28 protein-coding genes are annotated in these 23,902 nt (G+C 69.7%); 14 read left to right on the forward strand and 14 right to left on the reverse strand.

Annotated features, from left to right (window positions below):
• Window positions 1–229 precede the first annotated feature (229 nt).
• From FB453_RS20220 to FB453_RS20230, 3 genes are all read left to right on the forward strand, one after another.
• A complete protein-coding gene (locus FB453_RS20220) occupies window positions 230–703 on the forward strand; it encodes a GNAT family N-acetyltransferase (RefSeq protein WP_145792380.1) in 474 nt (157 codons plus the stop codon).
• Between the two features lie 9 nt (window positions 704–712).
• Window positions 713–1,192, forward strand: a complete 480-nt coding sequence (locus FB453_RS20225) for a hypothetical protein (protein ID WP_145792383.1) — start codon at window positions 713–715, stop codon at window positions 1,190–1,192.
• Between the two features lie 75 nt (window positions 1,193–1,267).
• Window positions 1,268–2,488: an MFS transporter gene (locus FB453_RS20230; protein ID WP_145792385.1), complete on the forward strand. Its 1,221-nt coding sequence runs from the start codon at window positions 1,268–1,270 to the stop codon at window positions 2,486–2,488.
• Between the two features lie 6 nt (window positions 2,489–2,494).
• On the opposite strand, the gene FB453_RS20235 is transcribed toward FB453_RS20230, so the two are convergent.
• On the reverse strand, window positions 2,495–2,665 hold the full coding sequence (locus tag FB453_RS20235) for a hypothetical protein (RefSeq protein ID WP_486480349.1): 171 nt from the start codon (window positions 2,663–2,665) through the stop codon (window positions 2,495–2,497).
• A gap of 18 nt (window positions 2,666–2,683) precedes the next feature.
• On the opposite strand from FB453_RS20235, the gene FB453_RS20240 reads away from it, so the two are divergent.
• The 3 genes from FB453_RS20240 to FB453_RS20250 all read left to right on the forward strand — a co-directional run bounded on the left by FB453_RS20240 (window position 2,684) and on the right by FB453_RS20250 (window position 5,689).
• Entirely contained in the window at window positions 2,684–3,442 is a 759-nt protein-coding gene (locus FB453_RS20240) for a hypothetical protein (protein ID WP_486480350.1), read from the forward strand.
• A 32-nt stretch (window positions 3,443–3,474) separates the two neighbouring features.
• Entirely contained in the window at window positions 3,475–4,419 is a 945-nt protein-coding gene (locus tag FB453_RS20245) for an RNA polymerase sigma-70 factor (protein WP_145792387.1), read from the forward strand.
• 82 nt (window positions 4,420–4,501) lie between these two features.
• A complete protein-coding gene (locus FB453_RS20250; RefSeq protein ID WP_145792389.1) occupies window positions 4,502–5,689 on the forward strand; it encodes an FAD-dependent oxidoreductase in 1,188 nt (395 codons plus the stop codon).
• 72 nt (window positions 5,690–5,761) lie between these two features.
• Here the strand turns inward: FB453_RS20250 and FB453_RS20255 are convergent, their stop codons facing one another.
• Complete coding sequence (locus FB453_RS20255; protein ID WP_145792391.1) at window positions 5,762–6,256, reverse strand: hypothetical protein; 495 nt, start codon at window positions 6,254–6,256, stop codon at window positions 5,762–5,764.
• Window positions 6,257–6,326: 70 nt separating this feature from the next.
• Between FB453_RS20255 and FB453_RS20260 the strand changes: the two genes are divergently transcribed.
• On the forward strand, window positions 6,327–6,911 hold the full coding sequence (locus FB453_RS20260; RefSeq protein WP_145792393.1) for a hypothetical protein: 585 nt from the start codon (window positions 6,327–6,329) through the stop codon (window positions 6,909–6,911).
• A 97-nt stretch (window positions 6,912–7,008) separates the two neighbouring features.
• On the opposite strand, the gene FB453_RS20265 is transcribed toward FB453_RS20260, so the two are convergent.
• From FB453_RS20265 to FB453_RS20305, 9 genes are all read right to left on the reverse strand, one after another.
• Window positions 7,009–7,266, reverse strand: a complete 258-nt coding sequence (locus FB453_RS20265; RefSeq protein WP_145792395.1) for a Txe/YoeB family addiction module toxin — start codon at window positions 7,264–7,266, stop codon at window positions 7,009–7,011.
• Window positions 7,263–7,544 (reverse strand): type II toxin-antitoxin system prevent-host-death family antitoxin, encoded by a 282-nt coding sequence (locus FB453_RS20270; protein ID WP_145792396.1) that lies wholly within the window; start codon window positions 7,542–7,544, stop codon window positions 7,263–7,265. The genes FB453_RS20265 and FB453_RS20270 overlap by 4 nt, the downstream gene beginning before the upstream one ends.
• Window positions 7,545–8,009: 465 nt before the next feature.
• Window positions 8,010–9,227, reverse strand: a complete 1,218-nt coding sequence (locus tag FB453_RS34285) for an Imm21 family immunity protein (RefSeq protein ID WP_186718398.1) — start codon at window positions 9,225–9,227, stop codon at window positions 8,010–8,012.
• Between the two features lie 92 nt (window positions 9,228–9,319).
• Window positions 9,320–10,750 carry a hypothetical protein gene (locus FB453_RS20280; RefSeq protein WP_145792398.1) on the reverse strand — a complete coding sequence of 477 codons (1,431 nt, stop codon included), beginning with the start codon at window positions 10,748–10,750 and terminating at the stop codon, window positions 9,320–9,322.
• A complete protein-coding gene (locus tag FB453_RS20285; protein ID WP_112623793.1) occupies window positions 10,747–11,277 on the reverse strand; it encodes a SigE family RNA polymerase sigma factor in 531 nt (176 codons plus the stop codon). The genes FB453_RS20280 and FB453_RS20285 overlap by 4 nt, the downstream gene beginning before the upstream one ends.
• Window positions 11,278–11,375: 98 nt before the next feature.
• Window positions 11,376–11,684 carry a hypothetical protein gene (locus tag FB453_RS20290; RefSeq protein WP_145792400.1) on the reverse strand — a complete coding sequence of 103 codons (309 nt, stop codon included), beginning with the start codon at window positions 11,682–11,684 and terminating at the stop codon, window positions 11,376–11,378.
• Between the two features lie 105 nt (window positions 11,685–11,789).
• The gene (locus tag FB453_RS34290; protein ID WP_186718400.1) at window positions 11,790–12,659 is read right to left on the reverse strand and encodes a hypothetical protein; all 870 of its coding nucleotides are present in this window, start codon (window positions 12,657–12,659) and stop codon (window positions 11,790–11,792) included.
• 43 nt (window positions 12,660–12,702) lie between these two features.
• A complete protein-coding gene (locus tag FB453_RS20300) occupies window positions 12,703–13,422 on the reverse strand; it encodes a hypothetical protein (RefSeq protein ID WP_145792403.1) in 720 nt (239 codons plus the stop codon).
• A 94-nt stretch (window positions 13,423–13,516) separates the two neighbouring features.
• Window positions 13,517–16,288, reverse strand: a complete 2,772-nt coding sequence (locus tag FB453_RS20305; RefSeq protein WP_486480351.1) for an AfsR/SARP family transcriptional regulator — start codon at window positions 16,286–16,288, stop codon at window positions 13,517–13,519.
• Between the two features lie 131 nt (window positions 16,289–16,419).
• Between FB453_RS20305 and FB453_RS20310 the strand changes: the two genes are divergently transcribed.
• The 3 genes from FB453_RS20310 to FB453_RS20320 are packed head-to-tail and all read left to right on the forward strand — an operon-like array spanning window position 16,420 to window position 18,437.
• A complete protein-coding gene (locus FB453_RS20310) occupies window positions 16,420–17,271 on the forward strand; it encodes a hypothetical protein (RefSeq protein WP_186718402.1) in 852 nt (283 codons plus the stop codon).
• Window positions 17,272–17,309: 38 nt separating this feature from the next.
• A complete protein-coding gene (locus FB453_RS20315) occupies window positions 17,310–17,936 on the forward strand; it encodes a dihydrofolate reductase family protein (protein WP_222431372.1) in 627 nt (208 codons plus the stop codon).
• A 48-nt stretch (window positions 17,937–17,984) separates the two neighbouring features.
• Window positions 17,985–18,437 carry a hypothetical protein gene (locus FB453_RS20320; RefSeq protein ID WP_145792407.1) on the forward strand — a complete coding sequence of 151 codons (453 nt, stop codon included), beginning with the start codon at window positions 17,985–17,987 and terminating at the stop codon, window positions 18,435–18,437.
• 20 nt (window positions 18,438–18,457) lie between these two features.
• Here FB453_RS20320 and FB453_RS20325 read toward each other — a convergent pair whose 3' ends face one another.
• Entirely contained in the window at window positions 18,458–18,886 is a 429-nt protein-coding gene (locus tag FB453_RS20325; protein ID WP_145792409.1) for a hypothetical protein, read from the reverse strand.
• 630 nt (window positions 18,887–19,516) lie between these two features.
• On the opposite strand from FB453_RS20325, the gene FB453_RS20335 reads away from it, so the two are divergent.
• On the forward strand, window positions 19,517–19,933 hold the full coding sequence (locus FB453_RS20335; RefSeq protein ID WP_145792413.1) for a hypothetical protein: 417 nt from the start codon (window positions 19,517–19,519) through the stop codon (window positions 19,931–19,933).
• A 6-nt stretch (window positions 19,934–19,939) separates the two neighbouring features.
• Here FB453_RS20335 and FB453_RS20340 read toward each other — a convergent pair whose 3' ends face one another.
• A complete protein-coding gene (locus tag FB453_RS20340; protein ID WP_145792415.1) occupies window positions 19,940–20,644 on the reverse strand; it encodes a cytidylate kinase family protein in 705 nt (234 codons plus the stop codon).
• Window positions 20,645–20,731: 87 nt separating this feature from the next.
• Here FB453_RS20340 and FB453_RS20345 point away from each other — a divergent pair, with 87 nt between their 5' ends.
• On the forward strand, window positions 20,732–21,373 hold the full coding sequence (locus FB453_RS20345; RefSeq protein ID WP_145792417.1) for a hypothetical protein: 642 nt from the start codon (window positions 20,732–20,734) through the stop codon (window positions 21,371–21,373).
• Between the two features lie 36 nt (window positions 21,374–21,409).
• Here the strand turns inward: FB453_RS20345 and FB453_RS20350 are convergent, their stop codons facing one another.
• The gene (locus tag FB453_RS20350; RefSeq protein WP_145792420.1) at window positions 21,410–21,769 is read right to left on the reverse strand and encodes a hypothetical protein; all 360 of its coding nucleotides are present in this window, start codon (window positions 21,767–21,769) and stop codon (window positions 21,410–21,412) included.
• A gap of 326 nt (window positions 21,770–22,095) precedes the next feature.
• Here FB453_RS20350 and FB453_RS20355 point away from each other — a divergent pair, with 326 nt between their 5' ends.
• Both FB453_RS20355 and FB453_RS34620 read left to right on the forward strand, forming a co-directional pair.
• A complete protein-coding gene (locus FB453_RS20355) occupies window positions 22,096–22,440 on the forward strand; it encodes a hypothetical protein (protein ID WP_145792422.1) in 345 nt (114 codons plus the stop codon).
• 1,200 nt (window positions 22,441–23,640) lie between these two features.
• Window positions 23,641–23,898 (forward strand): tyrosine-type recombinase/integrase, encoded by a 258-nt coding sequence (locus tag FB453_RS34620; protein WP_222431373.1) that lies wholly within the window; start codon window positions 23,641–23,643, stop codon window positions 23,896–23,898.
• Window positions 23,899–23,902 lie beyond the last annotated feature (4 nt).

Raw genomic sequence — 23,902 nt, forward strand, 5'->3', positions numbered from 1 at the left:
GGTGACACTGGCCCACCCGCTCTGGCATCCTGAGCAAGTGGAACCACGTTCCGCTAAGAACAATACGGAACACTGTTCCGTTTGCCAAGTGACGGGGGTAACGACGCGGCGGCCGACATCGACAGCGAATCGGCGAGGTCAACCCCGCGGAAGCGGGCCGACGCCCGGCGCAACGAGGCGACACTGCTGGACGCCGCAGCATCGGCCGGCCCGCGATAGCTTATTGATCATGGCGGACTGGGAGCTTCGGCCAGCCTCGGCGGCGGACGTCGAGGCGATGGCCGAGTTGCGGGCGGTGGTGCTGCGGGCCGATCTGGAGCGGCTCGGGCGGTACGACGAACAGCGGGTGCGGCAGCGCCTGCGGGACGGTTTCGCACCGGCGTACACCTGGGTCGTCGAGGTGGACGGCGCGTTCGCCGGCTGCGTGGCGCTGCGGCCCGACGCGGACGCCCACTGGCTGGAGCACTTCTACCTGGCCCCGCGGCTACAGGGCAGTGGCATCGGCACGGCCGTGCTGCGCGAACTGATGGGCCGGTGCGACCGCCTCGGCACGCCGGTGCGGCTGAACGTGCTGCGGGGCAGCCCGGCCCGGAGGCTGTACGAGCGGCACGGATTCACGGTCGATACCGAGGATCCGGTGGACGTGTTCATGGTCCGCACACCCGGGACGATCACCGCCGAGACTCGGACCGCGTCAATGTAACGTTGACAGATGACGTCGGAGCTGGCCCGGTTGGCGGAGGTCCGCGCTACCCGCGCCCGCCTGGACGAGCACGAGCTGGAGATCATCGACCGCGCGCGCCACGACGGTGCGACGTGGGCCCAGATTGCGACGGCACTCGGCCTCGGCAGCCGGCAGGCCGCCGAGCAGCGTCGACAACGGCTGGTGGCGGCGCGATGGTCACGGCGGCAGCAGCTCGACCTCCGGATGCCTCCGCAGATCGCGGCGCTGCGGGCGGCGGTGGCCGACCTCGGCCGGTGGATCGGCGCCGATCAGCGGTGGGACAGCCGATTTCGTCGAGCGGCGCTCGTGCGGAGCACTGTGGACGCCGCGTTGGACGCCGCCCCAGGCTCGCTGCACGCGTTGGCAGTGCTCCTCGCCACCGATCTCGCCGAAGCGGGTGAGGGACTGCCCGCGCCCGCTCGGACCGCCGTCACGAAGATCGAAGCCGCCCTGTCAATGGACCGTTGACAGTAGGCAGCGGCATTGCCTGTGCCTTGCTCAAGCTTGAGGATATGAGTCACCTCGACTCAACTCGGAGTGCTCATGCATCGCAACGCGGGCCTGTTCGTGGCGATCTCCCTGCTGTCCGGCTTCGGCAGCAGCGCCATGTCCCTGGTCGCCGGCATCTGGATCCTGGACCTCACCGGCTCCACCAGTCTCGCCGCCCTCGCCGGGCTCTGCGTCTACGCCCCGGTGCTCGCCGGCCCGTGGCTGGGCGGTCTGCTCGACCGGGCACCCCGGCGGCCGCTGGTAATCGCCGTCAACCTCATGCTGGCGGCCGCCCTGCTGGCGCTCCTCGCGGTACGCGGGCCGGGGCAGACCTGGCTCATCTTCGCCGTCTCCTGCGCCTACGGCGTCAGCTACGTGCTGATCGACGCCGGCGAGACGGCGCTGCTGCCGTCGGCACTCGCCCCGACCGAACTCGGCGACGTCAACGGATGGCGCTCCAGCGCCCAGGAGGGCATGAAGCTCGTCGCTCCCCTGGCCGGGGCCGGCCTCTACGCGTGGAGGGGCAGCCACGCGGTCGTCGTCCTCAGTGCGGCCATGCCGGTCCTGGTCGCCACCCTGTACGCGCTACTTCGCCTGAACCGGACGCCCACCGAGCGGCCCACCGAACGCGGCGACGGTCCGCGTACCGGATTGGTGGTCCTGTTCGGACAGCGAGCGACACGTCTGCCGGTCGTGCTCGCCGCGGTGTCGATCGCCATGTCCGGCTTCACGACGGCGGGAATCTACGCGATCGTCGTCACCGAGCTGCGCCTGCCGACGACGTTCCTGGGTGTGCTGGCCAGCGCGCAGGGCGCCGGTTCCATTCTCGGTGGCCTGATCGTCGGCAGGCTCATCGCGGCAAGAGGTCCCGTTGCCGTCGGTGTCGCCGGAACGGCGCTGTTCGCGATCGGGTGCCTGGCGCGCTGCCTGCCGTGGTGGCCGGCCACCGTCGTCGGGGCGGTGGTGGCCGGCGTCGGGCTGCCCTGGACCCTCGTCGCGGCGGTGACCGCCGTGCAGACACACACGCCGTCGGCACTGCTGGGACGGGTCTCCGCGACGGCCAACACCGCGATGTTCGGGCCGCTCGTCGTGGCGATCCCGCTCGGCTCCGCGGCCGTCCACCTCGGCGCCCGCCCGCCGCTCATGGCCGCCACGGCGATCTGCCTGACAGCCGTGGTGGTGGCCACGTTCCGCCGCCGGTCGACGCCGTACGACGAGACGCCGACCGCGCTCTCGCCGCGCCGAACGGCGGGAACGGGTCCGGCGAGCCGCTGACCCTGTTCACCCGCGTACCGGATGGGTCGCCTGGAAGGCGAGTCGACGGTCCGCGTCGGCGGCGATCTGGTCGAGGATGTCGTCCAGGTCCAGGAAGACCGACCAGCGCTCGCGGCCGGTGGCATCGGCCAGCCGGTCCATCCAGAGCTGGTTCGGTCCGGCTACGCTCCCCCGCACCAGGGAAGGGGTCCATCGGTGAGAGGTCGCCTACGGCAGGTCGCGATGGTGCTGCTCGGCGCGGCGCTGTTCGGCACCGCCGGCCTGAGCCTCGGCTCCTGGTACGCCGGCCGCGGCACCGCGCCGGTCAACTTCGACCGGGTACAGAGCATGGCGGCGGAGTTGCTTCCCGGCACCGAATCAGTCGGCTCGAGCGTCGGCCTCAACCACGTCTACGGTGCCCTGGGCCCCGACGACTTCGGCTCGGCGTACGCGGAATACCTCTACGTCGACGCCACCGACTGCGCGCACTCCGAATTGGTACGGCGCAACGCCGCCGCACTGGGTTGGCAGGGCAACCATCGGGTCACGGGCACGCCATGCGATGGCTGGCGGGCCGAACGGGACGGGCTGACCGCCACGCTCACCCAGGTGGACCGCATGGCGGTCCTGAGGTTCGTGCCAGCCGCGCCCGACGGCTACGTCACCGTCATCCTTATTGCCACCGTCCTGGGTGGCGCGGCCGGGGCGGCGCTGTTCTGGCTGGCGGGACGGCGACGTCCACCCGTACCCCGACTGGTTGGCACGCTGGTGACGATCGTTCTCCTCCCGGGCGTCGTCCTCACCTGGCAGGGCCTGCTGGCGAATGGATTGGCGGAACCGACGTGGCCGGTCTGGCCAGCCCTCGCTCCCGTGCTGGTGCCGCTGGCGCTCGTGCTGCTGCTGGCCGGGCTGATCTTCTACGTGGGTCGACGGGAGCCGAGCCAGGTCTCCGGCCCAGGCACGAGCCAACCCTGAAGGTCCGCCATCCGCCTGGATACTGTCTAGTCATGCCGCTCAGTCCGGACGAGGTCGAGGTGTTCGAGCACTCCAGGGCCCGCCTGGAGGCGATCGCCTATCGCCTGCTGGGCTCGGCCAGCGACGCGGAGGACGCCGTCCAGGACACCTTCCTCCGCTGGCAGGGCGCCGACCGGGAGCACGTCGAGACGCCCGAGGCGTGGCTGACGAAGGTCCTCACCAACGTGTGCCTCAACCAGCTGACCTCGGCGCGGGCCAGGCGGGAGACCTATGTGGGCACGTGGCTGCCCGAACCGGTCCTCGCCGGGGACCGGATGCTCGGCCCGCTCGACACCGCCGAGCAGCGCGAGTCGGTCTCGATGGCGGTGCTCACCCTGCTGGAGCGGTTGTCGCCCAACGAGCGCGCGGTGTACGTGCTGCGGGAGGCCTTCGGCTACTCGCACGGTGAGATCGCCGAGATCCTCGGCATCACCGAGTCGAACTGCCAGCAGACCTACCGGCGTGCCAAGCAGCACGTCACCACCGAACGGGCCCGCGCGGAGGTCGACCGGGCCACCGCCCGGAAGATCGTCGCGGAGTTCCTCACGGCGGCCAACAACGGTGAGATCCAGCGGCTGGTGGAGTTGCTGACCGACAACGCGACGAGCACCGCCGACGGCGGCGGCAAGATCCCGGCCCGGGCCGCGCCGATCGTCGGCGCACTGGCCGTGGCGAAGTTCCTGCGTGGCCTGTTCAAGCCCGCCGACGTCAAACGGGACCTGGTCGGTGGCAGCCCGGCCATGTACGTCACCACCGCCAACGGCGCTCCGGCGGTGGTGGTCGTGATCGACGACCGGGTCATCGGCGTGATGTCGGTGGAGGTGACGCCCGAGGGTGTCACTGCCATCCACAACCAGGTCAACCCCGACAAGCTCGTCCGCGCCACCCGGCAGTGGTCCGCCTCCGAGCATGGGGAGCCCACTCTCCACGTCTGGTGATCCAGCTCATAGCCAACTCCTGTCAGGAATCGCGTCGCTGTCCGGTTCAGGAAGCGACCACCACCGAGACAGGAGTGACACCATGAAGCACCGCATCGTCGTCCTCGGAGCGGGTTACGCCGGAGCCATGGCCGCCGGGCGCCTCGCCAAGCGGCTGCACCCTGACGACACCGAGATCACCGTCATCAACGCCGACGCGGATTTCGTCGAGCGGGTCCGCATGCACCAACTGGCCACCGGGCAGGACCTCAAACGACGCCCACTGAGCGAGGTCTACGCCGGCACCGGCGTCAAGCCCCGGCTGGCCCGGGTCACCGCCGTCGACGCCGATCGCAGGACCATCGCGCTCGCCGACGACAACGGCACCGACGAGATCACCTACGACACGCTCGTCTACGCCCTCGGCAGCGTTACCGCCGACCATGGCGCCCCCGGGGTCGCCGAGCACGCGTACGACATCGCCGGTAGGCCCTCGGCGCTGCGGTTGCGCGACCGCCTCGCCCACCTCGCGCCCGGTGGGACCGTGCTCGTCGTCGGCGGCGGCCTCACCGGCCTCGAAGCGGTCACTGAGATCGCCGAGACCCGGCCGGACCTCGATGTCGCGCTCGCCGCCCGCGGCGGTCTCGGCGACTGGCTCAACGGCAAGGCGCAGCAGCACCTGCGCGGCGTCTGCGACCGGCTCGGCATCACAGTGCACGAGCACACCGACATCGCGCGGGTCGAGGCGGCCGGTGCGGTCACCCGCGACGGTCGGGAGATCCCGGCCCAGGTGACGGTGTGGACGACCGGCTTCGCCGTGCACCCCATCGCCGCCGCCACGACCCTGGCGGTCGCGGAGACCGGGCAAATCATCGTTGACGCCAGCATGCGGTCGGTCTCACACCCCGAGGTGTACGCGGTGGGCGACGCCGCGATCGCCGAAGGACCGGGTGGCAAGCCGCTGCGGATGTCCTGCGCCTCGGGCATCCCGATGGCCTGGCAGGCCGCCGACGCCATCGCCGCACGCCTGACCGGTCGGGCGAAGTTCCCCAAGGCCCCACTGCGCTACTTCAACCAGTGCATCAGCCTCGGCCGCCGCGACGGCATCATCCAGTACGTGACCGCCGACGACCGGGCCAGGCCGGCCCTCCTCACCGGGAAGCTGGCGGCCCGCTACAAGGAGTTCGTCTGCACGGGCGCCGCCTGGAGCATCGCGCATCCGGTCCTGTACCCGGTCCGCCGCCACCGCGTCGTCCCGACCCGATCGGAGGTCCGCACGGCCGCCTCCTGACAGGGCTGAGGCACAGCGCCCGGCTCCGGTGCTCCGAGAGCGAGCCAAACCAGGCAGGCGGCGTCAGTGTCCTCACGGGCTGACCGTGGGCGCGTTCCTCTGGAGATACCGCATCAACGACCGCCTGCCCAACTTCAACGCCGCGCTGGTGACCGCCTGATCACGTTGATGGGAGAGCTCGGCGAACCGGGCTCGCACATCGGTTAGCGGTTGGTGTGGCGCCCAGATGGTCCGGAAAGCCCTGGCCTGGTCGGCCAGGGACTGGTTGGCCGCAGCGGAGGTGAACGCCACTTCGCTGCGGTGGGCGGCCCCGGAACTGCTGGCTACCGAGGCGAGGCCGGCGGCCACCAGGGCCGCCAGCGCGGCTGCCGTGCCCAGCTCGGCGGAGGCCAGCCCGGCCGCTCCCGACGCGCCTGCGAGGACCGCCGACGAGACGGTGGTCAAGGTGTTCCAGTGTTGCCAGAACGCGGCTTGCCTCCGCTGAAGTGAAGCCCAGGAGTCGTGCCGCTGTTCGAGCAACTCGGCTTCAGCGATGAAGACGGCGCGCTCCCGCTGCTCCACATCCACGCATCACATTGTGTCAGAGGTCCACTAAGCCGCCTCCTGACCGGACATGTGCCAGCCCTAGGCTGTCGCAATGGCGGCGGAGCATGTGGTGATCGACCTCGACGAACACGGTCATGAGCCGGCCGAACGGAGCGGCAGCACCCACGGGAACGTCGCGAACGGGCGGAGTGCGCTCCTTCCACTCGTCGCCGCCTTCGCGATCGGTGTGGTGCTCGGCGGCATCGGTGTCGGTGAGTTGCGAGACTCTCGGGCAGAGCGCGAGCGGTCGACTGTGGTCTCCCTTGTGGCCCTACCCGAGTCGGGCTTCTCGGGAGGCTTCAACAGCAGGGGAACCGTCCTGCTGAACGGGCAGCTGACACTGATCAACACCGGCCCCGCGCCGATCACGATCCGCGCGGCTCAGGCCGAAAGGCCGGGCGTCCAGGTACGGAGTATGGGCCAGGCCCGGCAGGTCCGCCCGGGTGGCACCGGCCAGATCCCCGTCGATCTGCAACTGGAGTGCGCGACGGCGTTCGAGCTGGAGCCGTTGTCGGTGCGGTTCTCCGTCGAGACCGAGGACAAGCGGCTCAGAGAGGCGCGCTACCCGGTCGCTCTCGTCGGAAGCGCCTGGGAGGAGGACGCCCTCCGCCTGTGCGAGCCCCGGCTCGACTCATAGCTGGGGCGACCCACCTCCCAGCGGCTCATCGAGGTGCGAGGACCCGCCGCCAACCGGTCGGCGCTCCGAACGTGCTAGCTGTACTGCCCAGGGACAGCTAGCTGTCGCCGTAGTGATACCGGCAGGCGATGATTTCGACGTCATCCTTGGTGATCCGGTACACCAGCCGGTGTTCACGGTCGATCCGTCGGGACCAGAAGCCGGACAGCTCTCCCCGAAGAGGCTCCGGCTTTCCGATGCCTTCGTACCCGTTGCGCATGACGTCCGAGATGAGGTCATTGATGCGTTTGACCAACTTACGGTCCGTGTGACTGAGGTACTGGCTCCACGCAGTCGCGGTGAAGACCAATCTCATGCGACGTCTCGCACAGTTGCCGGGTCGATCAGGTCGCGCTCGACCACATCATCACCCTCCAGCTCCGCCATCGATCGACGCAGGGCGGCCGCGTTGCTCGGGCTGCGCAGGAGGTATTCGGTTTCCTTCATCGACTCGTACTCAGCGAGCGGCACGATCACCACCGGCTCGTGGCCTGACCGGGTCACCACCACTTCCTCCGCGTCGTTGATGACACTGTCGAGTTCGGCGGCCAGGTTCTGCCGAAGCTGGGTGAAGTTCACGGTTCGCACGATCACCTCCAGGTGGGTACAGAAAACTGTACCTCGACTCGAGGATGCGAGGCGACAGAAGCCCGGCCGTGCGAGGGTGTCGGGCGGGCCGGAGTCCCGCTGGGCGCCGGCCCGCCCGCATTCTCCCGAAGCCGATTACCAACCGTGACCCCAGCCGGCTTGAGCCGGCCCGGCCATCCAGGTGGCCGCAACGATGGCCCCGACAGCCGCTGCGTAAACAACACGACGAATTCGCATGACGCCTCCCTCTCCTGCTGTTGTGCCGCCTTTGAAAAGACGACAGCGCTGACCGAACATTGAAGGCCCTCACATGTCGGCGACATTCATCACCCATGTCGTTCGCCGACGTCCTGAGTGATTGGACGTCAGCGTATTGCCGACAGTTAGGCGTCCGCTACGGTCGATGCCTATTCCGAACGGAGGCGCCCTGTCCGGGCTGCTCACGGGTCTGTTCGGAGCTGTTCGGTCCGCTCAGAACGGCTGCGTCTGCTCGACCAGGTGGACCAGCATCAGCGCCGTCCTCTTGTCGGGTTGCACGAAAGCGGTGCGGATCAGGTACATGCCAGGAGCCACGTCCACGGTGAGGTGGGTGGTGTGCTCCAGCCCGTCGCCGGTATAGCCGGAGTCGAACAACTCGGCTGGCCCGCTGGTCGTCCACGTGCCCGCGTCCTCCCAGTCGGCGATCTCGACCGCCCGGGGAACGAGGCGGACGACCTCTGCCTCGGAGACGGCGTAGAGCCACCGCACGAAGATCCGCCGGTCCGGGAGGTACGTGGTGGAAGCCGGTTCGTCGGCCAGAACGAGCGCCTGAGCCGCACCGACATCAAGCACCCCCACGTAACCGTCGACTTCGCAGGCCCGGTCGTAGTCACCCCAGGAGTCATCGTCGTCGTCCGACGCGCCCTTCCAGTCGCCGCGCGCCGTCGTCGGCACGACGATGAGCGGCCCGCCGCCCGAATCGACCCACGGCAGTTGGCTGACCGGCCTGCGCGTACGAGCGAGGACGCCGGCCAGGTCGGTCATGTCGGTCACGATCGCGTCGGCGCCGGCGGCGACGAGGCGTTCGGCCTTGCCGGGTTTGTTGGCGTACCCGATAAAGGCGACACCGGCTGCTCGGGCGGCGGCGATGTCGGTGATCGAGTCACCGACCAGAACAGCGGCATCGGGTGCGACCTTCAGCGCTCGCAGGGCCTGCTCAACCGGCACCGGGTTGGGCTTGAGCAGATCGGGATGCTCACCCCGGCCGATGACGGCGGCGAAGTAGCGGGCCCGGTCGCGGCGCCCGAGATAGGCGCCGATGGCGGCGGCGGAGTTGTTGCTGACGATGGCGAGGGGACGCCCGGTCGCCAGGCACGCCGCGACCAGGTCGAAGGCTCCGATCGTGGTCTCCGCGGACGCCGCCGCCTCGACCTCCGCCGCCGCCAGGGCCGCACCGACGACGCCGACCAGCCCGGGCGCGACCACAGCGGTCGCGCGGAACAGCTCCAGCGGGTCGTCCCCGTCGCGCAGCTCAGCGGGCAGGACGACGCCCTGGTCGACGATCAGCTGACGCAGGTCGGCGGCGATACGCGGCGCGGCCCTGCTGCCGAACAGGCGGCAGATCGGACCGTCGAAGTCGACGAGGACGGCTTCGGCCCGCTCGGCGATGTCGCCGAGCCGGTCGGGTGGCCGTTCTGCCTCGCTTGTCACCATGCGCTCCCGCAGGCCGTCTTCGCCATCAAGGCTGTCGATCCTAGAGACCGACGCGGGCCGAGCCGTCCTCGGACGGCTCGGCCGCTGCGTCAGGGTGTCACCCGGGTGGCCGGGCTGTCGCCCGGCAGACCTCCCGCGTCGCTGACCGTTTCCACCGGCGGCAGCGGGGTGGTCCCGAGGATGCCGCCGTCGGCGGAGTACGCGGTGAGAGTGGCCGGCTGGTCCGGCGGTACCCGGGTGGTGCCGGCGTTCGACGCGTCGAGGACGACAGTGGCCGGGGGTGCGCCTCCGACCGTCACCGTGACGCGGGCCGCGTCCGGCGGGGCGATCACCCGCACCTGGCCGGTGGGGGGCCGGGCGGCGTCCTCGGTCCGGACCCGCCAGCCGATCGGTCGGTGATCGGCGCCCTCGGCCGGCAACAGCAGCCGCAGGTCGATCCACCATCCGGTCCGATCGTCGCCGTGCATGGCGTACACGATCACTCCACCGCCGGCCGGCTGCACGGTGAGCAGCCCGGCGGCCTGGCCGTGCTCGCGGCCCGACCACCGCACCCGTACCGTCGTGTCGACGGCCGGGAGGTGGCTGTTCTGGAGTGCCGTATGGACGAAGTTGCGGAGGTTGGTGTCGTCGAGCGGCGTGCCTCGGACGGGTCGGCGAGCGCCGGTCAGCAGGGCGTCCATCTCCGGCCCGGTCGGGTCGAGCCCGGCGTACGGGCCGCCGCCCAGACCGCCCTGGAAGAACACCCGGTCGCCGCGGCTGACCCGGACGACGGGTTCGTGCGGCAGGGGTTGGGGAGGCAGCACGGCGAACCCGACCCCGCCGCCGTCCGCCCTGGCGATGTCCTGGTACTCCACCGTCCCCCTCGACGTGTATCGAGGCTCGCCACTGATCGTCACTGTGGATTCGGGCGGACCGACGGCGACCGCGAACCCGGCCCGGTCGGGGTATACCTGCATCAGCGTCATCACCGGGTCGTCGTCGCCCTCGCTGTGGCCGCCGTACCGCATCTGCTGGGCATCGGCCCCGGCCGGACCCATGTACCAGACCAGTGCCTCCCTGGTCAGCAGGCCGAACCGCAGCGGCACCGCGACCAGCGCGACCCGGTGGCCAGGCTGGTCACTGCCATAGATCAGCCGGATCCGGTCACGATCGCCGATCTTCCAGGCACCCACCGGGGCGTCGATTCGCACCGGCGGATCGGCGCTGATCCGCGTCCGGAGCGCGTCCAGCCAGGCCCGATCCCCGGCCAGCGCGCCCCGCGGTGGCGCGTCGAGCAGCGCCGTCGGAGTGGCGGCAACCGCGATCCCCGGTGCCCATCCGGGCAGCGGAACCACGTTGGTCTGGACCCCGACGAGCGCCACCCCGACCGCGGCGGCCAACGCCGTGCGGATCAGCCGCGTCCGCTGGTGCCGTCGCTCCCGGCGGGCGAACCCGGGCCAGGGGTCCTCGGGTACGTCGACGCCGTGCGCGGCCTGCCGCAGTGCGGGACTGAGCGTCGAATTGGCGAAGCTTCCGGTCATGCCAGTTCCTCCTCGAGCCGTACCGGGGACGCAGCGGCGGGCGGGGCGAAGTCGCTGCGCAGCCGGGCCAACCCGCGCGACGCCTGGCTCTTCACCGCCCCGACGGAGCAGCCGAGGACCTTGGCGGTGTCCGCCTCGCTGAGATCCTCGAAGTAGCGCAGCACCAGCACCGCCTGCGTCCGGGGCGGTAATCGCCGCAACGCGGCGAGGAGTAGTTGCCGCTGCTCCACCTGCACGTACGCGTCATGCGCCGGCTGGCTGTCGGAGGTCAGCAGCGGCACCTCCAACGGCCGCCGCCGACGCCGCCAGGAGATCGCCGTGTTCACCATCGCCCGGCGTACGTAGACCTCGGGCGCGTCCCGGCGCAGAACCCTCCCCCAGCGCCGATGGGTCTTCTCCAACGCCGACTGCGTCAGGTCCTCGGCTGTCCCCCGGTCGCCGGTCAGCAGGTAGGCCGTTCGAAGCAGCGACCCCCACTGTCGTTGGACGAACAGCCGAAACTCTTCGTCGTCCTCGTGCCGACTCACGCCACCTCCAGGTCGCGTCCACCTCGCGTCTAAGTGCGGACGCAGAGTGAGACGCCACCGACAGCCTTCGGGGTTGAGTGGAGGATGGTGCGCCGGGCTCAATCCTCTGGTTGGTGACCCACGGACGGCCCATCGGACCCGGCCCGGCGCTCGGCCTGCCAGATGGCGTGGCCCTTGAGCAGGTATCCGATCCAGTAGATCGCGAAAAGGATCAGAAAGCAGGCGAAGAACACTCCCGAGACGATGCTCGCGAGAACGAGCCCTTCCCCGCCGTCGGCCATTCCGCGCGCCGCGAAGCCAACGAGGCCAAGGACAAAGAAGATGACCATGTAGAGCGGCAGGGTTGAACTGTCTGCCGGGTGGGACGCGCGAGTCGACCACGGGACGCGAGGATCATTGCCGATCACTCGCCGAGTATGAACCGGCTCGCTCAAGCGCGGGATCCCGCTCCGCTCGACCGGTGAGGTCGATGCGGAGCGGGACCATTGACGGTCCACCCGTCAGAACCCCCATCAAAGGGCCGAGCACTTCCAGGTCTTCCCGCCATCCTTCGAGTCGCACCACACGAGGACCTTGCCGAGGACCGGAAAGGTGAAAGTGAAGAGGTGGCCTTTGTTCTTCGAGTACACGACGCCGGACTTCTCGGCGATGTCGGCCAGCGCCCACCCGGGGTCGGGCCCGTCCACTGTCGCCACCCGGCGCATCGACTCGATGTCCTTGCCGTCGAGGAGCATCTTGATCTCGTCCGCCGAGGGCTCACGATCGCCGATCAGCGTGTCGACCGTGTCCGGGCCGTCGAAGGCGACGCCCTTGGCCTTCTCGAAGGCAGCCTTCGTCCCGCCCACAGTGGTGGCGCCGGCGAGGTCGAGGGTGAGGACCAGGTCGCCCGTTCGCCGCGACAGCAGGCACTGCCAGATGGTCTTGCCCGACGCGACGCACATGGTCAGGCACCACTCCCGGCCGTCGGGGGTGGAGGAGGAGAAGAGCAGCGACGTCGCTGTCCCGCTGTCGCCGCTGCCGTCGTACGCGCCGTCGGCGAGGTCGGCCATGGTCGTGCCGAGGACGTCCCGGCTGCCCGGAATCGTGCCGACGACAGTGACACCCTCGACCTCCTTGCCGGCGGCGAGCGCTGCGAGTTGGTCGCCCGTGAGGGTCCGCCCGCCGGTGTCGACGGCCAGCACCTTGTCCAGGTCGCCGACGGGCCTGCCGGTCAGGTCCTCGAACTGTTGAAGCATCGTGCCCGGGGCACCGGGGTGGTCGGTGATCGTCGTCCGGGCCTCCCCCTCGGCGGCCTGCGACGGTGCGTACGAAGCGGTCAGCCCGACGATCAGGGCGGTCGTGACGATGGTGGCGCGCCTGGTGATGGCCCGCAGAGTTGTCATCCTGTCCTCATCTCGGTGATCGGTGTCGGCGGGGTGGGACGGGCTACCAGCGACACGTGACGATGTCGCCGAAGTCGTTGGGGGACCCCAGGTCGCAGTGGTCGTCGATCCACTCACCGATCTCACCGATCGTGTCCACGATCCAGGCGATCGCCGCCTTGATCGCGCCCCAGATGCTGAAGTAGACGACTGTCGTCTCGGGGGTGCCGCCGGCCTCGTCGATGACGTCCTTCGTCGACATGGCGGCGTTGGGCTTCTCGATGATGTCCAGCACCCGTACCCCGGTGGTGTCCTTGCCGGCCAGCAGCGCCTCGACCTGCTCCGGGGTCCGCTCCTTGCCGTCGTCGACCGCCACGATCGCGCGGTCGATCAGCGCCTCACGGCTGCCGCTGACGGCCTGGGCGATGCCGGCCATCTCGCCCACCGTGAGGTCGTTGCCGAGCGCGGGCCCGGTGAACCGCCGCACCGAGACGGCACCCGCCGGGTCGATCCGGATCTCGTCGGCCGTGATCATGTCGTCCGCTCCGAACGGCGCCCAGGCGAACGTCCACTGCCCGGCGACGCAGCGGAACTGGCCGTACTCCCGGCCCTCGGACGCGGTCTCGGTACGGACGACTTCGCCGCGCTCGTCGACGTGCTGGACCACGCAGTCGGCGCCCTTCTGCGGCGGCTTCTCGGTCTGGGCCACGGCGGCGGAGGACATGGCCAGCAACGTCCCGCTGACCACCCCGATCACCCCGAGGCGGTGTGCCAAACGACTCATCGAACGCTCCATTCCTGGTACGGAAGAAACTGGTGTCCGAAGAGTGGCGGGGCACGCTGAAGCGGTTCGGAAACGGCGCAGAAAGTGGGGTACGTCAGTGCAGCCGCGTGGCGTCGAGCTGGTCGAGGTCGGCGCGGATCGAGTCGGCGTCGGCATCACCCAGCTCGTCGAGGATGGTCAGGGCTCGACGCCACGCGGCGCGGGTGGCGCCGAGGTCGCCGAGGGCCCGGTGGCTGCCGCCGAGATTGACGTACGTGCTGGCTTCGGCGTACCGGTCGTTGACCTGCGTGAAGAGTTCGAGGGCGTGCTCGTAGCAGGCGATAGCGCGCCGGTAGTCCCCGAGCTGGTGGTGGGCGTGGCCGAGGCTGTCCCAGGTGTCGGCCTGCCCCTGGACGTCGTCCACCTCCTGCAACATCCGCAGCGCCTCGCCACATGATTCGAGGGCGTGGTGGTAGTTGCCGAGCAGCGCTTCCTGCCAACCGACCGCGTTGAGGGTGTACCCCTGCCCGGCCCGGTTTCCGGTCCCCCGGAACAGGGCCAGCGCCCGCCGGGAATGGCGCAGCGCCTGCTGGTGCTGCCCCTGCCGCTCGGCCAGTTGACCAAGGTTCAGGCAGGTGTGCGCCCGTCCGGCGTCGTCGCCGACGTCGGTGAACAGGTCGAGTGCGCGCCGCAGGTGGTCGTCGGCCTCGTCGTACCGTCGGAGCCGGGAGCAGGCGAGACCGAGGCTGCGGTGCGCGTGGCCCTGCCCCGCCTGATCCCCGATGCGGGACGCGGCGGCCAGAGCGATCTGTTGCGTGCCGAGCCAGTCCTGCCAGTGCCCCTGCCGGTGCAGGAAGCCGGCCATGGTCCAGGCGAGCCGCCAGGCGTGTCCCTCGAACCCGGACCGCGCCGCGAGCGGGACCGCGGCGAGCAGGACAGAGGCCTCGGTGGTGAACCACGCCGCGGCGGCCGACCGGCTCCTGGGACGCTCCGGCGTCACACCCGCGCGGGGTGGCGGGAGGCTGATCGCGCTGAAGTGCGGGTGCAGTGCCAGGTCGGCGGCGTGGGCGGTGTGCAGGCAGTGGTCGAGCAGCCGGTGCACGGCGGCCCGATGCTCGGCCGGCGGCTCAGTCTCGTCGGCGAGGCTGGCGGCGTACGCGCGCAGCAGATCGTGGAACGCGTAGCGCCCGTACGTGTGCTCGGTGAAGAGATTCGCCCGGGTCAACTCGGTGAGCAGGGGGCCGGTCGCCTGACCGTCGACGCCGGCCAGGCTGGCCACGGCCGGGGCCGAGACGTCCGGGCCGGGATGCAGGCTCAGCAGTCGGAACAGCCGGGCCGCGGGTGGGCTGAGCGTCCGGCACGACCAGGAGAAGACCGCCCGTACGTCGGTGGCCTCGTCGCCTGCGCGGAAGGCGTCCAGGTCGCCCAGCTCGCCGGCGACGGCGGCCAACGAGAAGTGCCGGTTGGTGGCGGCTCTGGCGGCCACGATGGCCAGGGCGATGGGCAGCCGCGCGCACCGGTCGGCGATGGTGTCGGCCGCGGCGGGTTCGGCGGCGACCTGGCGTTCCCCGAGCCGGCGGACCAGCATGTCGCGGGCTTCGCCGGGGCTCAGCAGGTCGAGGGGCACCGGTTGGGCGCTTTCGGTGACGACCAGCGGAATGAGCTGGTCGCGGCTGGTGACGATGGCGAGGCAGTCCGGTGAGCCGGGCAGCAGCGGTCGGACCTGTTCCGCGTCGCGGGCGTTGTCCAGCACCACCAGCAGTCGCTTGCCAGCCACCGTCGTGCGGTACAGGCTCACCATCGCGTCCGGGTCGCGGGGCATCCGGGCCACCGGAACGCCGAGCGCCTCCAGGAAGCCGTGCAGCGCTCGCGCCGGCTCGGTCGGGGCGGCCGCCGGGTCGAAGCCGCGCAGGTTGACGTAGAGCTGCCCGTCGGGGAAGCGCTCGGCCGCGCGGTGCGCCCAGTGCACGGCGAGCGCGGTCTTGCCGACGCCGGCGGTCCCGGACACCACGACGGCGCCGCCCCGGTCGACCAGCGCGTCGAGGGCCGCCAGCTCCGCGTCGCGTCCGGTGAACGTGGGCACGGGAGGAGGCAGCTGCGCCGCGACCCGTGTCGGTGCCGCCGCGGCCGGTGCGGCGATAGCGGTGTCCTGGCGCAGGATGGCGCACTCCAGGTCGCGTAGCCGCGGACCGGGGTCGAGGCCGAGGTTCTCCCGCAGGTTGTCGCGCAGCCGCCGGTACGTGGCGACCGCCTCGCCCTGTCGGCCGTCGCGGTACAGGGCGAGCATCAGCTGCGCGTGCAGGTGCTCGTCGAAGGGGTGCTGTCGGACGAGCCGTTCCAACCCGGGGACCAGGCCGGCGTGCTCACCGACGGACAGCCGGGCCTCGGCGAGCGATCGTTCGGCTTCCAACCGTAGGCGTGCCAGGTGTTCGGCCTGCTCCTCAAGCCAGGCCGACCCGGCCACGTCGGCCAGCGGCGGGCCCCGCCACAGTGCCACAGCGGCCGTCAGGTGCCTCACCTGCTCATTGCGGTCCGTCGAGCGCCGGGCCAGCTCGATGAGGCGCTCGGCGGCCTGGACATCAGTGGAGTCCGGCCCGGTGTCGAGCAGATATCCGGGCTGGCGCGCGACGATCGACAGGGGCTCGCCGAGCACCCCGCGTAGGTAGGAGACGTGGCGTTGCAACGTGTTCGCCGCGGTGGCCGGTAGCTGGTCGCCCCAGACCACGTCGATGAGCCGGTCGATGCTGACGACACGGCCCGCGTGCAGCGCCAACGTGGCCAGAACCGCCTTGCGGCGCACTCCATTTACCGCCTGCGGACTGCCGGCGACGACCACCTCCACCGGCCCGAGCAGCCTGACCCGCACGCCCGTACCAACCATCGACATCACCGAATCAAACTAACGTCCCCAGCCCAGCAAACTCGATCTATTCGTCGCGTAATGGACACGATCCACGGGGCACCAGGAACGGACTTCGGGAGCTACCGTCTAGCGCACTACGGCAGGGAGGTGCGCCGGTGGGCCATCGGCTGCGGCGCGTCGCGCTGGTGCTGCTCGGTGCGGTGTTGCTGGGCACTGTCGGCCTGAGTCTCGGCACCTGGTACGGCGGTCGCGGCGTCACACCGCCCAGCGACGACCAGGCGCAGAGTGTGGCAGCGCAACTGCTTCCTGGTGCGGTGCCGGGCGATTCGGGCCAGATCGTGCATGGCTACCGGTGGGGCGTCCACCTCGCTGCCGACGACCTGGGCTCGGCCCAAGCGTCCTTCCAGTACGACGATGGTGACGACTGTAGGCTCTCCGAGCAGTTCCGGCGCAGCGCCGCGACGCAGGGGTGGCAGGGCCTTCGCCGCGTTCCTGGCTACCTGTGCGACGGCTGGCGGGCCGAGCGCGACGGAATGACTGTCGCGCTCGAATACTCCGCGAGCGGGACGGAGCTGACCATCGCACCGGCCGCGCCCGGCACGTTCCTACCCAGCACTGTCGCTGGCACTCTCGTCGGCGCCGCAGCCGGCGCGGCGCTGTTCGGGTGGGTGGCACGGCGACGTCGACCCGTACCCCTGCTGGTCTGCACCCTGGTGACCGCCGGCCTCCTCCCGGGCGTCGCCCTCACCTGGATGGTCCTGGGCCCGGGCATCGTCGTCGAGCCGGTCTGGCCCGTCTGGCCCGCTCTCGCTCCTCTGCTGGTGCCCCTGTGGCTCGTTCTCCTCCTGGTGGGCGTGTACGCCTTCCCGAAACGCGAGACCGAGACCGACCCCAGCTCTCGGGTCACGGTGGTGGTGAGTGTCGCGTGCGCCCTGGCCCCCGTGGTGCTGGCCGCCGCGCTGCTGTTCATGTTCGTTGGGGCGCAGCCCGTTCAGGGGTGGCCGTAGGCTGGCCACTCGCCCACGAGTCGCCAATGGAGAGCGCTGTGACCACACGTAACGGCAAGGTGATCGTCGACCAGACCATCTCCGCCGACGGGTACTCGGCCGGGCTCAACCAGAGCGAGGAACGCCCGTTCGGCGACGACGGCGGTGACGGCTGGGGCCGTGGGCTGCACGCCTGGATGTTCGACGCGGCTGAGGAGAACCAGGCCGAGCTCGACCAGACCACACTGGCCTCGGCGATCATCATGGGGCGCAACATGTTCGGCCCGGTGCGCGGCGAGTGGGATCGGCAGTGGAACGGCTGGTGGGGTGACAACCCGCCCTTCCACAAGCCGGTGTTCGTGCTCACCCACCACGCTCGGGAGCCGCAGCCGATGGAGGGCGGCACCACCTTCCACTTCGTCACCGACGGGATCGAGTCGGCGCTCGCGCAGGCCCGCGCGGCGGCCGGGGGCGGCGACATCTTGATCCACGGCGGTGCGACCACCATCAACCAGTACCTCGCCGCCGGTCTGGTCGACGAACTGCGGCTGCACATCGTGCCGGTCACCCTCGGCGCCGGCGTCCGGCTGTTCGACGGCGTCCCGCCGCTGAACCTCGAACAGGTGACGGCGCGTGCAGCGAGCACGGTCCTGCACGTCACCTACCGTGTCACTCCCCCTCAGTAGCCTGCCGCCGACGAGCCGGAGCGGCGGAGTCGTCCGAGGGAGAGCGTGTTGTCTGCTATCGCGTCACTGACCCTGGTCCCCAGGGACAGCATCACCGAACTGGCCCGCCTGGCCCGCACATCGCCGTCGTCGTTCCACACGTACCTGGCGGAACACGGGGGCAAGGCGCGGCAGGAGTACGACTGGTCCGGGTACTGCATGCTCTACGTCCTGACCTATCTGGAGGAACGCGGCATCGACCTGGAGCAGCCGGAGCTCAATGCCGAGTCGGAGGCCATCAACAGCGCCTACGGCCTGACCACGCTCATCGCTCCCGCCCGGCGGTTGGTGGAGCAGCTCGATCCCAGCGCGCACCGCGAGGACGAGTTGGTCGCCCACTTCGAGGAGATGGGGGTGGCCTTCGAGGAGAGCGGCTCGGCCGGTCTGGACACGCTGCGGCTGTTGCGCGACACCATCTCCGAACTCCGCGACGACCAGATCCTGCTGATCAACATCGGCTGAGACCGACTGGGCTCATGCCATCAGTCGAGGCAGCGGACATGGACGACGATGGGCTGTGGCTGACCGCCCGTGTCGCGGTGCAGGACCTCAAGCTCGACCCGGTGTCGGTCCGTTGAGACGGGATCGTCCTTCTCGCCGGCCAGGCAGGTCGGGTACGTACCGTCGTGGTGCAGTGTCCCGCCCACGTCCTGCCAGCTCTCGGCGATCACCGAGTAGGTCGTGTCGCCGTCGAGAGGGCGGCGAGCGGTCTCGCCTTCCTCGAAGGCGATGGACCTGGTCTGCTCGTTGGACCTGGTCTGCTCGTTGGACCTGGTCTGCTCGTTCGACCAGGTGACCACCCCGACGAGCAACTCCGGCCGGGCGGTGTGCGGGTCGTCGGCAAGCCTGGCCGCCCCGAAGCCGCCGACCAGCCCTACGGCGACCAGCGCCAGGGAAAGTGCGACCGTCACGGGGCGACGACGTGGCACGAGATCGCCCGTGCGTCGTAGCACGTCAGCGGGTGCTACTGGCATGCCTGCAAGGTACGCGATCGGCGCCCACCGGGCTGACCCGAAAGGTCAATGGGTTGGCAGGTCGTGGCGATGATGTGGCAGGGTGCTCGTCATGACTCAGCCCCGAAAGGTCCATGGCGCGTAGGTCGCCGGGTGCGCTGCGCGCACTGTTGAGGTCAGCCAGGCGGAATGCGGACAGGCTCCGCCCCATCGATGGTCTGTCGAAGGGTGCCAACGCGGCGATCGTCAGGCTCGAAAGCACCCATCCAGGCTTCGTTCCGGTAGCGACCGCGCTGGACGGCTACCGTAGCGACATTCGACGCTCGGGACGATGGCTGGAGCTAAGTCCGGATCACTCTTCCTGTTCGGGTTGCGATGTGCTGTTCCAGCGAGACGTCCTGGACGATGCGATGCGCCGACTGCCAGCGGCCGCCCGCCGCGAGTTGCGACGCGTCGTCGAGCCGTTGGACGAGGAGTTTCGCCGGAAGACACTGCCTGACCCCCGAGCTGCCGAGCTGAGTGCGTGGCACGCGCAGGCGTGGTGGCGGCAACGGATAAGGGAACGGTAATGGCAGTAGGGTGCGCGCCGTGGGATACACGGTGATGCCCTCAGGCCGTCTGAACCTCCCGGAGTCGGAGGACGCCGCGGCGGTCACCGCTGTCCAGGCCGCCCTGGCCGAACGCGGTGGTTGGTACAGGCCGGGTGAGTTTCCGTCGGATGGCACGCTGGTCGACCTGGCGGATCCGGCCAGGGCCACAATCGTTCGCGACGGAGACTGGATCGAGTTCGGGTACGACGACGAGGGCGACCCCAAGTGGTCGAACCAGACGACGGCGTTCTACGTCGCGATCGCGCCGTTCGTTCGCTCCGGAACTGTCCAGATCGAGGGCGAGGACGGCGCCCGCTGGTCGTACACCTACGCGAACGGGCAGATCACCCAACAGGGTTGGAACGGTTGGGATGGGTCCATCGAGCCGTTTGGCGAGTATGTGGACCACCCGTAAGCGCGGTCACTCGCCAGCCGCCAGGACTTCGGAGTCTCCTCCCCGGGCGGTCTCCCAGACCGGCCGCTGGGGCTCGTCGTTGTGCACGACGACGTCGGCGTGCTGGGTCGGGCGGGCCGTAGCGAAGTAGAGCTGCTGCGAGGGGATGTAGCGCTCGCGCCAGCGTCGTTCGATGTCGACCCGAGTCGACACCCGGTGCTCTCGGACCACGGCACGATCGACTGTCTTCTCCAGCGCCGTCGACACGAAGACGCGCAGATCCCACCGATCAATCAGTTCCGGGCGCAGGAGGAAGACGCCGTCGAAGAGGAGCACGGCGCCGGCTGGGGCGGCCGTGACCGGCGGGGACAGCACGGCATCCGCGGTGCGGTCGTAGACAGCCGATTGGAAGAGCCGATCTCCGCCCGGGCCGAGCGGATCGAGCAGAACCCGGTTCAGCGCGTCGTAGTCGTGGGTGTCGTAGTAGCAGCCTTCGGCCGAGTACTCGCCGCGCGGATAGCGCTGCGCCCGGGGAAAGAGGAAATCGTCGATCGTGGCTCGGATGACGTGACGGCCCTGTTCACGCAGGACGACGGCCAACTCGTCGGCGAGGGTGGTCTTGCCTGCGGCGGGCGGTCCGTCGACGGCAACCCGCGTCGGGTGGGCGCCTGCGATGGCCCCGACTGCCTCAGCCAGGCGGTCGATCAGCTCGTCGCGCGTGCCTTGAACCATGTCCTGCATCTCCTCACATGGACCGCGCGGCCGTCGAGCCGGATTTGAACCCCCATCGAAGTCGGTCAGATCACGTAGGGTCTTCCGATGGTCGCACGGATCCTGGCGTACCTCCGCCCGCCGCTTGTCGTCTGCGGACACCTGGTTGCCCTGGTGTTGCTCGTCCTGGACGCGCGCCGTGAATGGAGTGCGTACGAGCTTGTCGTGCTCATCCTGTTGCTTGGTGCGCTTGCCGTGATACCAGCGGCGTTGGTCGACTCGCCAGGGTTCCGACTGGTCAGCCTGGTCGCACAGACCGTCGGAGCCGGCGTCGTCGCGTTGGCTCTCCATGACTCGGCCGACAAGCGGGCTCTTTGGGTGTACACGCTGTCCGCCCTGGTGGCGGTGATGTCACCGGCCAGCCGGCCAGGGCTTGGCCGGACGACAGTTATCGGCGTGGGGACGGCAGTGGTGCTCACCATCGGCATGTCGGCTCCAGCACTGACCTGGGGTGGTCGTCAACCCGAGGCGATGGTTTGTGTGCGGCAGGGGCAGTCCGCTGAGGAGCTGGTGCGCGAGAGCCACCGCGTCGACCCGAATCACGTGGTTGCGGGCTTCGGGTCAGAAGGGCCGCAAGCGCCCTGCCTGGAGGTGCTGTTCGATCCCGGTGCCACCGCTGGCGACGCCGACGACGTCGTCCGCCGCTACTCCGTAGACCCGAGGGTTTCGTCCGTCAGCCGGACACGCTGACACTCAGCGCACAGGTACCCGGACCTCTTGCCGGCGCTACCCCTCCGCCGGCAAGTCGTGAAACCACCGGCGGGACGAGGCGGGTACCAGCAACAGGCCGACGATTACTGCCGCACCAACGATCTGCAGCAGCCCTAACGCACCAGCCTCGGTGATCGTGATGACGCCGTACCCCACGCTGACGGTCGAGAAAACAGTTGTCCAAAACCGGGCCCGCCCGCTACCACGCCAAAGGCCGTAAGCCAACGCCAGGAGAAGAAGTACGCCTATCAACCCGGTGGCAACGGATGGACCACTCGCAAACATCATCGACGCCGGGATGGCGGCGCCCACAAGCAGAATCACGGCGGCGACGGCGACCGGCACAGGAACGCGTCGCTGACTCTGCTCGATCATCGGCTCATGGTAGGCGTCGTTCACCCTGTCCACTAGGCACTGGCTGCCGGCTTCAATCAGGCGATGGTCACGTGCCGACAGAAGACCCGACCCGCCTCGGATCTGCCCTCCGGAGACGGCGGCAAGGGTGAGGTGCTCAGGGGCTGCGACGGGTAGGAGCCGACGGCCGTCCTGCTCGGTCAATGCTGTCAGCAGGTGCAGGTAGCGTGTCGTTCCCGGCGTACGCCCTCTGGAACTCGTGCGGACTGGATGCGGACCGTGCCGTTTGCGCGGGGGCCCGAAGCGTCGACTTGAGAACTGTCGATGTCCAGCTGTAGGTTCTGCCAGTGCGACGGCTAGTGGACCGGCACCGTGATCTCGCCGGGTGGTTGGTGACGCCGCTGTTCACCCTGCTAGCCGCTCCAGTGTTGGCCTGCCTCGTCGGGGTGTTGGGAAGCCTCGGAGACCACAACGGTCCACCGGCGCTGTGCAAGGAGGCCATGGCGGAGAACATGTGCGAGGAGACCAGCCTTGGGGTGGTCGGCGTACATGTGGTCATCTCAGGCGCCATGTGGCTGCTGCTCTGGGTCATCCCGTGGTGGCGAGGTCTTCGCACGGTGCGCGTTCTGCTGGCCGTCGCTGCGACCGTCGTTCTCGTAATTCTGCCAGTGCGGATGTTCAACTGGTCCTGACGCACCTGACAATCGCGCGTCGCCGCATGGCTGATCATCCGCGTGCCGGCCTCCGGTTGCGTCTCATGCCCCCTCGTGCCCGCTGCGCGCCACGGTTACTGGCCCACGGAAGGCCCATGCTGGCCTCCCGGTGAGAAGAACATCAGGGGTGGCTGGTCCGGCTGCACGCCTGGTCAGCCTGTCCGTCGTTGTCGGGATCAATCGGCGTCTGCGGATGGCCTTGCCTGTACGGGCGGCTCTACGGCCGGGCGACCTGCTGGTCTGAAGAGACCCTAGGCTGACGCCCATGTTGCGGAGCATGCAGTGATCGACCTGGACGAGCACAATCACCAGTCGGCGAAGTCGGGTGCCCCCGCTCATGATCGCCTCGTGGTCAGACGCAAAATGGCCCTGCGGCTCGTTGCCGCCTTCGTGGTCGGCGTTGTGCTTGGCGGCTTCGGTGTCAGCCAACTGCAAGACTCGCGTGATCAGCGGGAGCGGAACGCCGTGGTCGCATTCGCGGCCTTCCCTCAATCGGCCGACTCTGGAAGCGCGGGCTCCGAGGGATCCGTCCGACTGTCCGGGTATTTGGCGTTGGCCAACGCCGGCCCCGGGCCGATCACCGTTCGTGGGGTTCATGCAGAGAGGCCGGGTGTCGTGATACACAGCATCGGATCGCCCCGGCTTTTACCCCCTGGCAGCACCGGTCAGCTCGCGGTCGAGCTGTGGTTCGAGTGCTCGGTCGCACGCGTCCAGCGAGAGCCGCTGCCGCTAGGGTTATCAGTCGAGACCGATGACAGGCGGGGCCGAGAGGTCAGCTACCCCGTCGCTCTCGTAGGAAGCGACTGGGAGCGCGATGCTCTGAGCGAGTGCTCACGCCTAGGCACGGTGGGCTGACGCGTAACAGACCAAGGCCAAGCGTTGAAGCGGATCTCCTCGTCGGGCAGTCGCAGACCGTCCGGCCTCCCCTGACGGGGACAAGGTGGAGCGCCCTACCGGACGAACGACCTTGGCCCCGTCAGGGGAGGCCGGTAGCCCTTGTGGTGCCCGGCGAGGTGATCTGCGGCGGCATCTCTGAGGAGGGTCGGGGTTCGGGGCGGAGCCCCGAGGTGTTCCAGGTCTGGCAATCCCCAAGCGCGGCCGGCCGGCCCGGCCGATGCCGGCCGGAGGTCGCCAGCAGGCCGGGGCCGGGCCGGCGCGGCCCGCTTGCGGGCCGCCTTGATGAAGACGGCGCTCGCTCGCGGGGAGTGGGTCGATCCGGCTCTGTCGCGGGTCACCGTTGGCGACTGGGCTGCGCGGTGGTTCGCCAATCAGCTGCAGCTCAAGCCGTCAACTCGCCATCGGTACGGCAGCCTGCTGCGGAGGCAGGTGCTCCCGGTGTGGGAACGCGTCCCGCTTTCGGCAGTCACGCACGCCGACGTTGGCGAGTGGGTGCGCCGCATGACGCAGGCCGGTCTTGCGCCGTCCACCGTCCGGTAAGCCC

Source organism: Micromonospora sp. CNZ322, assembly GCF_007827755.1.

Bases quoted from the DNA above. Each gene is read 5' to 3' on its own strand.
- FB453_RS20220 (WP_145792380.1), top strand. From the start codon at position 230: ATGGCGGACTGGGAGCTTCGGCCAGCCTCGGCGGCGGACGTCGAGGCG.
- FB453_RS20225 (WP_145792383.1), top strand. From the start codon at position 713: ATGACGTCGGAGCTGGCCCGGTTGGCGGAGGTCCGCGCTACCCGCGCC.
- FB453_RS20230 (WP_145792385.1), top strand. From the start codon at position 1,268: ATGCATCGCAACGCGGGCCTGTTCGTGGCGATCTCCCTGCTGTCCGGC.
- FB453_RS20245 (WP_145792387.1), top strand. From the start codon at position 3,475: ATGCCGCTCAGTCCGGACGAGGTCGAGGTGTTCGAGCACTCCAGGGCC.
- FB453_RS20250 (WP_145792389.1), top strand. From the start codon at position 4,502: ATGAAGCACCGCATCGTCGTCCTCGGAGCGGGTTACGCCGGAGCCATG.
- FB453_RS20260 (WP_145792393.1), top strand. From the start codon at position 6,327: ATGGCGGCGGAGCATGTGGTGATCGACCTCGACGAACACGGTCATGAG.
- FB453_RS20265 (WP_145792395.1), bottom strand. From the start codon at position 7,266: ATGAGATTGGTCTTCACCGCGACTGCGTGGAGCCAGTACCTCAGTCAC.
- FB453_RS20280 (WP_145792398.1), bottom strand. From the start codon at position 10,750: ATGACCGGAAGCTTCGCCAATTCGACGCTCAGTCCCGCACTGCGGCAG.
- FB453_RS34290 (WP_186718400.1), bottom strand. From the start codon at position 12,659: ATGACAACTCTGCGGGCCATCACCAGGCGCGCCACCATCGTCACGACC.
- FB453_RS20300 (WP_145792403.1), bottom strand. From the start codon at position 13,422: ATGAGTCGTTTGGCACACCGCCTCGGGGTGATCGGGGTGGTCAGCGGG.
- FB453_RS20305 (WP_486480351.1), bottom strand. From the start codon at position 16,288: ATGTCGATGGTTGGTACGGGCGTGCGGGTCAGGCTGCTCGGGCCGGTG.
- FB453_RS20340 (WP_145792415.1), bottom strand. From the start codon at position 20,644: ATGGTTCAAGGCACGCGCGACGAGCTGATCGACCGCCTGGCTGAGGCA.
- FB453_RS20345 (WP_145792417.1), top strand. From the start codon at position 20,732: ATGGTCGCACGGATCCTGGCGTACCTCCGCCCGCCGCTTGTCGTCTGC.
- FB453_RS20350 (WP_145792420.1), bottom strand. From the start codon at position 21,769: ATGATCGAGCAGAGTCAGCGACGCGTTCCTGTGCCGGTCGCCGTCGCC.
- FB453_RS34620 (WP_222431373.1), top strand. From the start codon at position 23,641: ATGAAGACGGCGCTCGCTCGCGGGGAGTGGGTCGATCCGGCTCTGTCG.